The 11,519-nt window shown below is 63.4% G+C and carries 10 protein-coding genes; 7 read left to right on the top strand and 3 right to left on the bottom strand.

All coding sequences use genetic code 11. From position 1 onward, the window contains the following. Nucleotides 1-374: 374 nt before the first annotated feature. Complete coding sequence (locus JJB99_RS34405) at nt 375-1,136, top strand: outer membrane protein (RefSeq protein WP_200496528.1); 762 nt, start codon at nt 375-377, stop codon at nt 1,134-1,136. 14 nt (nt 1,137-1,150) lie between these two features. Here the strand turns inward: JJB99_RS34405 and JJB99_RS34400 are convergent, their stop codons facing one another. Further along, the gene (locus JJB99_RS34400) at nt 1,151-1,741 is read right to left on the bottom strand and encodes a PadR family transcriptional regulator (RefSeq protein WP_200496527.1); all 591 of its coding nucleotides are present in this window, start codon (nt 1,739-1,741) and stop codon (nt 1,151-1,153) included. A gap of 198 nt (nt 1,742-1,939) precedes the next feature. On the opposite strand from JJB99_RS34400, the gene JJB99_RS34395 reads away from it, so the two are divergent. Genes JJB99_RS34395 through JJB99_RS34380 form a run of 4 tightly spaced genes read left to right on the top strand, consistent with a single transcriptional unit; the run spans nt 1,940 to nt 7,647 of the window. Continuing rightward, nucleotides 1,940-2,326, top strand: a complete 387-nt coding sequence (locus JJB99_RS34395) for a nuclear transport factor 2 family protein (protein WP_200496526.1) — start codon at nt 1,940-1,942, stop codon at nt 2,324-2,326. A 35-nt stretch (nt 2,327-2,361) separates the two neighbouring features. Beyond that, nucleotides 2,362-4,152: an acyl-CoA dehydrogenase C-terminal domain-containing protein gene (locus JJB99_RS34390; RefSeq protein ID WP_200496525.1), complete on the top strand. Its 1,791-nt coding sequence runs from the start codon at nt 2,362-2,364 to the stop codon at nt 4,150-4,152. A gap of 53 nt (nt 4,153-4,205) precedes the next feature. After that, on the top strand, nt 4,206-5,414 hold the full coding sequence (locus JJB99_RS34385) for an acetyl-CoA C-acetyltransferase (RefSeq protein WP_200496524.1): 1,209 nt from the start codon (nt 4,206-4,208) through the stop codon (nt 5,412-5,414). Nucleotides 5,415-5,433: 19 nt separating this feature from the next. After that, on the top strand, nt 5,434-7,647 hold the full coding sequence (locus tag JJB99_RS34380) for an FAD-dependent oxidoreductase (protein ID WP_200496523.1): 2,214 nt from the start codon (nt 5,434-5,436) through the stop codon (nt 7,645-7,647). Between the two features lie 545 nt (nt 7,648-8,192). Here JJB99_RS34380 and JJB99_RS34375 read toward each other — a convergent pair. Both JJB99_RS34375 and gstA read right to left on the bottom strand, forming a co-directional pair. Then, on the bottom strand, nt 8,193-8,477 hold the full coding sequence (locus JJB99_RS34375; RefSeq protein WP_200496522.1) for a hypothetical protein: 285 nt from the start codon (nt 8,475-8,477) through the stop codon (nt 8,193-8,195). Between the two features lie 311 nt (nt 8,478-8,788). Then, nucleotides 8,789-9,403: a glutathione transferase GstA gene (gene gstA, locus JJB99_RS34370; RefSeq protein WP_200496521.1), complete on the bottom strand. Its 615-nt coding sequence runs from the start codon at nt 9,401-9,403 to the stop codon at nt 8,789-8,791. Nucleotides 9,404-9,529: 126 nt separating this feature from the next. Here gstA and JJB99_RS34365 point away from each other — a divergent pair, with 126 nt between their 5' ends. Then, nucleotides 9,530-10,027: a MarR family winged helix-turn-helix transcriptional regulator gene (locus tag JJB99_RS34365; protein ID WP_200496520.1), complete on the top strand. Its 498-nt coding sequence runs from the start codon at nt 9,530-9,532 to the stop codon at nt 10,025-10,027. A 98-nt stretch (nt 10,028-10,125) separates the two neighbouring features. Further along, complete coding sequence (locus JJB99_RS34360; protein WP_200496519.1) at nt 10,126-11,496, top strand: glutamate--cysteine ligase; 1,371 nt, start codon at nt 10,126-10,128, stop codon at nt 11,494-11,496. The last annotated feature ends 23 nt before the right edge of the window (nt 11,497-11,519 follow it).

Below are 11,519 nucleotides of genomic sequence, written 5' to 3'. Positions count from 1 at the left end.
AGACAATCGGATTTGGCGCGGGTCGTCTGCCTCGAAAACCGACTTTTTCCTGTTACGGTAAATAACGGGTTAAGGAACGTCTCGCCGGTGTCTTAAAGTTGGGCGGCGGGAACCTGGCTTGCCGGCGTGGGCCGATGAACGCGCTCCAAGCCGGTGTCATGCCCCGCGAAGGCGGGGCATCCAGTACTCCGAGGCAGCACGGCTGGAATCGAGCCGCTGCGGTGTACTGGATCGCCCGCCTTCGCGGGCGATGACAGTTGAGATCGTCGCCATCGCCCCCCCAACAAATATTTTCGCCTCAGCCATCACCGATCCGTCTCAGGGATAAGAGAGCGCCGCGACCGGCGCTTTTGCCCGACCGGATTGTTGCTGACATGAAATGGTTGCTCGTGGCCGCGATGGCGGCCGGACTGGCGTCGCAAGCTGTTGCCGCCGATGCCCCGGCGGCACAGCCTGCGGTGAAGGCGCCGGCGCCTGCTGGCTTCAACTGGACCAGTTGCTATGTCGGCGTCCAGGGCGGCGGCTCGTGGGGCAAGAGCGAGCATGTCGCGCGCGCCGGCGATGCCGTCGGTCCCACGATTACCGGCACCTTCAATCTCACTGGCGACGTCGCGGGCGGCGCATTCGGTTGCGATTTCCAGATCGAGAAGACCGTGCTCGGCTTCGAGAACGACGCCTCATGGACCAACAAGCACGGCTCCGCGCCCGACAGGCCGCCGTTCAACGTCGCGACGACGAGCACCACGCGCGAGAGATGGATCGATATGTTCCGCGGCCGCGTCGGCTACGCAATCGATCAATTTCTGATCTACGGGACCGCCGGCATTGCCTTTGCCGGCACCGAGGTCGCCGTGTCTAATCCGGCGGGGCAGGTCACGGACTCCAGGATCCGTACGGGGCTCGCAGCCGGACTCGGCGGCGAATGGGCGGCCTGGACCGATAGCTGGGGCGCGGTGAGCTTCAAGCTCGAATATGTTCACGCCGATTTCGGCAGCAAGCGATATGTCGATCCGGCCGTCCGTACCGGCGCATTCACGGTTACCACCCGCGATGTCAGGCTGACTGACGACATCGTCCGCGCGGGCATCAATGTCCGGTTCAATTGGGATGACAAACCCGTCGTAACAAAGTTCTAGGCTCGCCCCGGCGCCTAGCCCTTGCCTTCGCGCTTGCCGTCCTCCAGCGGCACCACCGTGCCCTTGCCGCTCATCGCCGACAGCGCCTCGAGCGCCTCCTCGCAGAAATCGGCCACCATCTGCTCATGGCGGGCGCCGAGGCGGAGCAGCAGCAAATTGCCGAGGTCGAGCCTGCCCTCCGCTGTGCCGTCCGGAAAACGCTTCTTGAGGATGCGCTCGTAATTGGCGTGACGGTCGCGATGGTGCTCCAGCCGGTCCATCAGATCGGTGCGCATCGGCTCGATATCGATGCTGTCGAGCGCATGCAGCCGCACCAGCAGGTCGTCCTTGATCGAGGGTGGTGTGCTTGGCCGCGCGGCCCAGTGCCGCAGCGCTGTTCGCCCTTCCGGAGTGAGCGTATAGATGAGCTTGTTGGGTTTGCCGGACTGCACGACCTCGCGGCCCTGGATGTAGCCGCGGTCGCGCAGCTTGGAGAGCTCGCGGTAGATCTGCTGGTGGTCGGCCTTCCAGAAGAAGCCGATCGAGGAGTCGAAGGTCTTGGCGAGTTCGTAGCCCGTCATCGGACGTTCCGTCAGGCATGCGAGGATTGCGTCGCCCAGTGCCATGGCACCAGCTCCTTCCAGAGGTTCCGACCAACTGACTTGACTTTATGCGCATCGACGCATATGCGTCAATGTGCATATGAGGCGCCAAGGTCGGGGTTCAACATCCGACCCGAAAATCCCAGCATAATCAGCCTTCGCGCTACTGTGCATGGGGTTGTTTTCGCGTTTTTGCTTTGGCCTGTAGGGAGGCACCCGAGAATGACCGGCCTCGACTCCTGGTACGCCTACATGAAGTCTCATGAGCACGCCGCGCTCTGGGACCTTCTGCATCCTGACGCCGTGTTCGAAAGCCCCGTCGTGCATTCGCCGCAGCGCGGGCGCGACATCACCTTCAAATATCTCTCCACCGCCGAGAAGGTGCTCGGCGGCCCCGGCTTCGCCTATGTCGGCGAGTGGACAAGCGCCAATGGCGCGGTGCTCGAATTCAAAACCATCATCGACGGCATCGAGATCAACGGTGTCGACATCATCACTTTCGATGCCGAGGGACGTATCACCCATTTCAAGGTGATGGTGCGTCCGCTCAAGGCTATCAACATGCTGCATCGCCTGATGGCGGAGCAGCTGGCCGCCGCTCAATCCTAAGCCAACATCATCAGACCGCCTGCCGGGAGACCTCCATGCCGATCTACAAAGCCCCCGTCGAAGACGTGAACTTCCTGCTCAACGACGTCTTCCAGATCGACCGCTACGACAATCTGGCCGGCTTCTCCGATGCGTCGAGCGATGTGCGCGAGGCCATTCTGGGTGAAGCGGCCAAGCTTGCCGAAGAGGTACTGCAGCCGCTCAATCGTGTCGGCGATCTCGAAGGCTGCAAGCGCGCTGAGGACGGCAGCGTCACCACGCCGAAGGGTTTCAAGGAGGCGTTCAAGCAGGTCGCGGAAGGCGGCTGGCTTGGCCTGTCGGCGCCGACCGAGTATGGCGGGCAGGGCCTGCCGGTGACGCTCTCCCAGGCCGTCAACGAATTCCAGATCTCCGCTAACATGGCGTTCTCGATGTATGGCGGTCTCACCATGGGCGCGACCGCGGCGCTGCTGGTGCACGGCACGCCCGAGCAGAAGCAGACCTATGTGCCGAAGATGGTCGCCGGCGAATGGACCGGCACCATGAACCTGACCGAGCCGCATTGCGGCACCGACCTCGGCATGCTCCGCACCAAGGCGGTGCGCCAGGGCGACGGCAGCTTCAAGATCACCGGCACCAAGATCTTCATCTCCGCCGGTGAGCACGACCTCGCTGATAACATCATCCACCTCGTGCTCGCCCGCATCGAGGGTGCGCCCGCCGGCATCAAGGGCGTCTCGCTGTTCGTGGTGCCGAAATTCCTGGTCAATGCCGACGGCTCGGTGGGGCAGCGCAACGGCGTCGTCTGCGGCTCGATCGAGCACAAGATGGGCATCCACGGCAACTCCACCTGCGTGATGAACTACGACAACGCCACCGGCTGGCTGATCGGCGAAGAGAACAAGGGCATGCAGGGCATGTTCGTGATGATGAACGAGGCCCGCCTCGGCGTCGCCGTGCAGGGCCTCGCGCAGTCCGAGGTCGCCTATCAGAACGCGGTCGCCTATGCCCGCGAGCGCATCCAGGGCCGCGCCCTGACCGGCGCCAAGGCGCCCGACAAGCAGGCCGACCCGATCATCGTGCATCCCGACGTCCGCCGCACGCTGCTCTCGATCCGCGCCTTCAACGAGGCCGCGCGCGCCTTCGTGATGTGGACCGCGCTGAAGAGCGACGTCGCCCATCGCTCCGAGGATCCCAAGGATCGCCAGGCCGCCGACGACCACATGGGCCTGATGACGCCGGTGCTGAAAGGCTTCCTCACCGACTACGGCTTCGCCAACGCAGTGCAGGCGCAGCAGATGTACGGCGGCCACGGCTACATCGCCGAGCAGGGCATGGAGCAGTTCGTCCGCGATGCGCGTATTGCCATGATTTACGAAGGCGCCAACGGCATCCAGGCGCTCGACCTGGTCGGCCGCAAGCTGCCGCGCGACGGCGGCCGCGCCATCATGGCCTTCTTCGGCGAGGTCATGGCCTTTGCCAAGGAGAACGGCGGCGACGAGGCAATGAAGCCCTTCATCACCCCGCTCTCGGCTTCGCTCGGCCATCTCCAGCAGGCCACCACCTGGCTGATGCAGAACGCAATGGCGAAGCCGGACAATGCCGGTGCTGCCGCAACCGATTATCTGCATCTCTTCGGCTTCGTCGCGCTCGGCTACATGTGGGCGAAGATGGCCAAGGTCACTCAGGCCAAGATTGCCGAGAGCGGGGCGACGCCCTATCTCTCGACCAAGCTCGTCACCGGCCGCTTCTTCATGGAGCGTATGCTGCCGGAGACCGCCGCCAATCTCGCGCGCATCCAGGCCGGCTGCGCCACCATCATGGAATTGCCGGCGGAAGCTTTCTGAAGCCGCTTCCGCCGTCCACTATCAAATCGAGATCACCACATCAGGAGGGCGTCATGCCTGAGGCATTTATCTACGATCACGTCCGCACCCCGCGCGGCCGCGGCAAGGCCGACGGCGCGCTGCACGAAGTCACCGCGCTCGCGCTTGCGACCGTGCCGCTGAAAGCGCTGAAGGACCGTAACAACCTTCCCGAGGACTCCGTCGATGACGTCATCCTCGGCGTGGTCGATCCGGTCGGCGAAGCCGGCAGCGACATCGCGCGCTTTGCCGCGCTGAAAGCCGGTCTCGGCGAAGCGGTGCCCGGCGTGCAGATCAGCCGCTTTTGTGCCTCAGGCCTCGATGCCGTGAACTTCGCCGCAGCCCAGGTGATGAGCGGCCAGCATGAGCTGGTGATCGGCGGCGGCGCCGAATCCATGAGCCGCGTCGGCATCGGCGCCTCCGGCGGCGCCTGGCCGATGGATCCCTCGATGGCGGTGCCGGCCTATTTCATGCCGCAGGGCGTGTCGGCCGACCTGATCGCGACCAAATACGGTTTCTCGCGCGACGACGTCGATGCCTATGCGGTGCAGAGCCAGCAGCGTGCGGCGAAGTCCTGGGAAGAAGGCCGCTTCGACAAGTCGATCGTCCCGGTGAAGGACATCAACGGCCTCACCATCCTCGCCAAGGACGAGCATATGCGTCCCTCGACGACGATGCAGTCGCTGGCGCAGCTGCAGCCCTCGTTCACGATGATGGCGCAAATGGGCGGCTTCGACGGCGTCGCGATCCAGTCGCACCCGGAAATCGAGCGCGTCAATTACGTGCACCATGCCGGCAATTCGTCCGGCATCGTCGACGGCGCCGGCGCCGTGCTGCTCGGCAGCAAGGAGGCGGGCGCGAAATATGGCATGAAGCCGCGTGCCAAAATCCGCGCCTTCGCCAACATCGGCTCGGAGCCGGCGATGATGCTGACCGGCCCGGTCGACGTCACCGAAAAGCTGTTCGCGCGCTCTGGCATGAAGAAGTCGGACATCGACCTGTTCGAGCTCAACGAGGCCTTCGCCTCGGTCGTGCTGCGCTATATCCAGGCCTTTGACATCGACAACGCCAAGATCAACGTCAATGGCGGCGCCATCGCGCTCGGCCATCCGCTGGGTGCGACCGGCGCGATGATCCTCGGCACCGTGCTCGATGAGCTCGAGCGCACCGATAAGTCCACCGCTCTCGTCACGCTGTGCATCGGCGGCGGCATGGGCACCGCGACCATCATCGAGCGCGTCTAAGGGTAGGGGAGCAACCAACATGGCTTACAAGAACTTCAAGGTTGAGACCGATTCCGACGGCATTGCGCTCGTCACCTGGGATATCCCGGGCCGTTCGATGAACGTGCTCGACGAGACCTCGACCAACGAGCTCGACGCGATCGTCAAGGCAACCACGGCCGATGCCGCCGTGAAGGGCGTCGTCATCACCTCCGCCAAGGACGCCTTCTGCGCCGGCGCCGACCTCTCCATGCTCGAAGGCATGAACCAGGCCTACGCCAAGGTCTTCAAGGAGCACGGCGAGACCGCCGCGAACCAGATGCTGTTCGACCAGAGCCGCCGCTTCTCGCAGGTGCTACGCTCGATCGAAACCTCCGGCAAGCCGTGGGCGGCCGCAATCAACGGCCTCGCGCTCGGCGGCGGCTTCGAGATCACGCTGTGCTGCCACTATCGCGTGGCAGCCGAAAATCCCAAGACGCGCCTCGGTCTGCCCGAGGTCAAGGTCGGCCTGTTCCCCGGCGCCGGTGGCACCCAGCGCGTGCCGCGCCTGGTGCCGCCGCAGGACGCGATGACGATTTTGCTCAAGGGCGATCCTGTTACGGTCGAGAAGGCAAAGCAGCTCAACCTGATCCACGCCATCGTTCCCGCCGCCGACCTGATCAAGGCGGCGAAGGACTGGATCAGGGGCGGCGGCAAGGCCGTCGCGCCCTGGGACGAAAAGGGCTTCAAGCTGCCCGGCGGCCCGGTGTTCTCCAAGGCCGGCATGATGATGTTCCCGGCCGGTAACGCGATCTATCGCCGCGAGACCTACGATAACTACCCCGCCGCGCGCGCGATCATGAGCTGCGTCTATGAGGGCCTGCAGTTGCCGATCGACGCCGCGCTGCGCGTCGAGTCGCGCTACTTCACCTCGGTGCTGCGCTCGAAGGAAGCGGCGGCGATGATCCGCAGCCTGTTCCTGTCGATGCAGGAGTTGAACAAGGGCGCCCGCCGTCCGAAGGACGTGCCCGCGACCAAGGTGAAGAAGATCGCCGTGATCGGCGCTGGCTTCATGGGCGCCAGCGTCGGCTACGTCTCGGCCCGTGCCGGCCTCGATGTCGTCCTGATCGACCGCGACCAGGACAGCGCCGACAAGGGCAAGGCGCATGCGCAGAAGGTGATCGAAGAGCAGATCAAGAAGGGCCGTGCCAAGCCTGGCGATGCCGAGGCGCTGCTCGCGCGCATTACGCCGACCGCGGACTATGCGGCTCTGAAGGACGTCGACCTCGTCATCGAAGCCGTGTTCGAGGACCGCAAGGTCAAGGCCGAGACCTTTGCCAAGGCGCAGCAATATCTCAAGCCGGACGTGATCTTCGCGTCGAACACCTCGACGCTGCCGATCACCTCTCTTGCTGAATCCTTCAAGGATCAGGGCAAGTTCGTCGGCATCCACTTCTTCTCGCCGGTCGAGAAGATGATGCTGGTTGAGATCATCAAGGGCAAGAACACCGGCGATCTCGCGCTCGCGACCGCGCTCGACTATGTCCGCCAGATCGGCAAGACGCCGATCGTGGTGAACGACAGCCGCGGCTTCTTCGCCAACCGTTGCGTCGGCCGCTATGTCGCCGAAGGCAACGAGATGTTCCTCGAGGGCGTGCCGCCGGCGATGATCGAGAACTGCGCCAAGATGGCCGGCATGCCGGTCGGCCCGCTCTCGCTCTCGGACGAAGTCGCGCTCGATCTTGGCCTCAAGATCATGAAGGCAACCGAGGCCGACCTCGGCCCCAACGCCATCAATCCCGATCAGAAGAAGCTGATGGTGGAGATGGTCGAGAACCAGGGTCGTCTGGGCCGCAAGAACAGCAAGGGCTTCTACGACTATCCCGAGAAGGGCAAGGGCCAGAAGAGCCTGTGGCCGGGCCTCTCGGCGCTCCAGCCGAAGCAGCTTGATCCTGACACGCTCGACATCGAGGAACTGAAGCAGCGCTTCCTGGTGGTGCAGGCGGTGGAAGCCGCGCGCACCGTCGAGGATCACGTCATCACCGATCCTCGCGAAGCGGACGTCGGCTCGATCCTCGGCTTCGGCTTCGCGCCGTTCACCGGCGGCACGCTGTCCTATATCGATTTCATGGGCACGAAAAACTTCGTCGAACTCTGCCACAAGCTAGAGGCGAAGTACGGCTCGCGCTTCACCCCGCCAAAACTGCTCGAGGAGATGGCGGCGAAGGGCGAAACCTTCTACGGCCGCTTCGCGCCGAACAAGGCGGCGGCCTGACGCGGCTGTAGCCCGGATAGAGCGAAGCGAATCCGGGCAGCGCAGAAATAAGAAGGCCGGATCACCCATCCGGCCTTTTTTCCAATTTACGGGCGGCTGGGCGGCCCGGCGCCGACCAGTCAGCGCGAAGCGCCGCCCGAGGAGAGGCTTTGCGAAGTCCAGGGGTTGTTGTCGCCTGGTTTTGTCGTCCTTTTGTGGGATCGATCACAAAATTGGTGACACCACCTGTGCCATGCTTCGTCGGGGCTGTGTCACCTCAGTGTCATTTCTACGTCAAACCGAAGCTTTCTGCTGTCGATGGCACCAGCCTTGCCTGAGCGCGTTATCGGGACTGTTGCCGGGGGCCAAGACAACAATCAGCAATGAAAGTGTTCTGCATGAACTCTCCGTCGTTCCGAAGGGGCGCGGTCGCTTCCGAGTTGACCGCGACACACTCATTCCTGCCCTTGTTCCCGCGTCTGCTGCCGCGGCAGACGGCTGGGCGTCTACGGCGCAAGGGACCGCTCTGGGTGGCCTTGGCGCTGCTCGTTCTCGCCGGGGATTCTCTACTTGCCTGGCTTGCTTGGATCGCCGTCGACTTCGTCCTGAATTAGCGGTTCGCGCTTGTACAGGAGGAAGGTCGCGGCCAGATAGGCAAGCTGGGTCACGACAAGGCAGGCAACGATAACTGAGATGCCTCCGACGGGCCCAAAACCGGCGGAATGAAGAACCACCGCCGCCGAGACCGCGATCAGAACCGAGACCGGGATCAGGCCTTGGACCTTAAATGTCAGGCCAGTTGCCGTTCCTGCCATCGTGCTCAGCACAAGCAGGATGAGAATGATCGTCAACTTCTACTCCAACTAGAATACAGCAAAGCTGTATCTGAAGTTTGACCGGTTCGTGATCAGTAACAAGGCAGGACTACTTACGTTTAAGAACGGCGGTTCGCAAAACCGACACCGCACCGGTAGAATGATCTGCTTGCCCGCTTCGACACGAGCGAAAAACGGTATTGCCTTATAGTCTGGCGGGCGCCAGCCCCGCTGCGGGGGCATATGCGACACCTCCGAAAAATTTGCCCGCCAAGCTCGAGCGGTGTCACTCGGAGAACGAAAAAGCCGGATGAATCATCCGGCTTTTCGTCTGCGCAGGTCTGGCTTCAGGCGGTCTGCGCCAGCCCTTCCTTTGTCAGCGCTTCCTGCACCTTCGGCCGCGCCCCGACGCGGGTCTTGTAGGCCGTGAGGTTCGGCATCGCAGAGAGATCGAACTTCATCCGGTCGCCCCAGGTCAGCATCGTGAAGAGATAGCCGTCCGCGACCGTGAACTGCTTGCCCATGAGGTAGTCGCGGCCGGCAAGCTGGCTGTCGATATATTTCAGCTTGCCCATGACGCGATCCTTGAAGAAGGCCTTGGCCTCGTCGTTCAATGCCGGCGCGAACAGCGGGCCGAAGCTCTTGTGCACCTCCGAGGTGAGGAAGTTCAGCCATTCGAGCAGCTTGTAACGCTCGGAACTGCCATGGGCCGGCGCCAGCGCCTTGGCGGACGCCCGATCGGCGATCATCTGGACAATCACCGGGCCTTCGGTCACGATCTCGCCGCTGTCGAGGCCCAGCGCAGGGACTTGGCCCTTCGGGTTCAGCTTCAGATAATCCTCACCATTTTCGAGCTTCTTGGCCCGGATATCGACCTTGACCAGCTCGTAGGGCAGGCCGGCTTCCAGGAGGGCGATATGGGGGGACAGGGAGCAGGCGCCGGGCGAATAGTACAATTTCATGGGATTTCCTTCTCTTGACGCTTGGTTGGAGCGAAAGAACCACTACATGCGCCTGCATGAAATAGTCAAGATTGATGCAGGTGCATAGAATAGGGTAAGAGACGGACGACAAGCTTGAGCGGGACCATGAAACGCAAACCATCGACCGAGGCGACGTCCGCCTGGATCCGCCTGATGCGGGTGCAGAGCCGCGTGCTCGATTGCGTCGAGCAGGATCTGAAGAAGGCGGGGTTCCCGCCACTGGCGTGGTACGACGCGCTGCTGGAATTGTCACGTGCGCCTTCAGGCGAGCTGCGGCCGGTAGAACTCGAGCGGCAGATGCTGATCCCGCAATACTCGACCTCGCGCCTGATCGACCGCCTGGTCGACGAAGGCCTTGCCTCCCGGCGCGAATGCAAGATCGACAAGCGCGGCCAGTTCGTCGAGATCACGGAAGCCGGCCGCGAATTGCAGAAGCGGATGTGGGGCGCCTATTCGGCCGCGATCGAGAAATATGTCGGCTCGAAACTGTCCGATGCCGATGCCGCCAAGCTCAGCGGTCTGCTCGACCGCCTGGGCTGCTCGTGCGGCGAGATGAAGCTGCCGCCGGTCGCCAACGTCAACGAAACCTCGCCGACGCGATGAACGCGCGGCAAATCAGCACGTCCGCGCGCCCGGTGGGTTCGCGGGCCATCCCATCACCCGCGCGCATTCGGTCGAAGCGCTTTTGATTAGAGTTTGATATGGCGCGAGACCAGATCGATATGACGCCGCTGCAATCGCGCGACGAACTCGTCGCGTGGTTCGAGGCCGGCTGCAAGGACCCGTCCGAATTCCGCATGGGCACGGAGCACGAGAAGACGCCGTTCACGCTCGAAGGCCATCGCCCGGTGCCTTATGAAGGCGCGCGCGGCATCGGCGCGCTGCTCGAAGGCATGAAGCTCCTGCTCGGCTGGGAGCCGATCATGGAGAAGGGCAACATCATCGGCCTCTACGACGTCACCGGCGGCGGCGCGATTTCGCTCGAGCCTGGCGGACAGTTCGAGCTGTCGGGCGCACCGGTCGAGAACGTGCATCAGACCCAGAGCGAACTGATGGCGCATCTCGCGCAGGTGCGCGAGATCGCGACCCCGCTCGGCATCGGCTTCCTCGGCCTCGGCATGACGCCGTCCTGGTCGCGCGCCGACATCCCGGTGATGCCCAAGGGCCGCTACAAGATCATGACCAATTACATGCCGAAGGTCGGCCAGTACGGCCTCGACATGATGTACCGGACCTGCACGGTGCAGACCAATCTCGATTTCTCCTCCGAATCCGACATGGTCAAGAAGCTGCGCGTCTCGCTCGCGCTGCAGCCGGTCGCAACCGCCTTGTTCGCCAATTCGCCGTTCACTGAAGGCAAGCCGAACGGCTTCCTCTCGTTCCGCTCCGAGATCTGGCGCGACACCGACAATGCGCGCGCGGGCATGATGCCGTGGGCGTTCGAGGACGGCATGGGCTTCGAGCGCTACGTCGATTACGCGCTCGACGTGCCCATGTATTTCGTCAAGCGCGGCGAGGAGTATATCGACGTTTCGGGCTCCTCGTTCCGTGCCTTCTTCGATGGCCGCAACAATAACCTTCCCGGCGAGCGTCCGACCTTGTCGGACTGGGCCAACCATCTCTCGACGATCTTCCCCGAGGTGCGGCTGAAGCGCTATCTCGAGATGCGTGGCTCCGACGGCGGCCCGTGGGGCCGGCTTCCCGCGCTGCCGGCGTTCTGGGTCGGGCTGCTCTACGACGACGTCTCGCTCGACGCCGCCTGGGACATGGTGAAGCACTGGAGCGCGCATGAACGTCAGGCCTTGCGCGACGACGTGCCGCGCTTCGGTTTCAAGGCGCGCCTCAAGGACCGTTATCTGTTCGAGATCGCCAAGGAGTGCCTTGTTCTGGCACATGCCGGCCTGCGCCGACGCGCCCGGATCGACCAGCTCGGCCGCGACGAGACCCGGCACCTGGAGCCGCTGGACCGCATCATCGACTCCGGCCGCACGCCCGCCGAGGAGATGCTTGAGAAGTTCAACGGTTCCTGGGAGGGCTCCGTGGAACCGGCCTACGCGGATTACGCTTTCTAGTTCGGTAGGCCAGCGACCGGGAT

Origin of the sequence: Bradyrhizobium diazoefficiens (genome assembly GCF_016616235.1) — a bacterium.
Classification (GTDB): domain Bacteria; phylum Pseudomonadota; class Alphaproteobacteria; order Rhizobiales; family Xanthobacteraceae; genus Bradyrhizobium; species Bradyrhizobium diazoefficiens_H.
The sequence above is the reverse complement of the archived record's forward strand: the minus strand, read 5'-3'. Positions and strand labels throughout refer to the sequence as shown.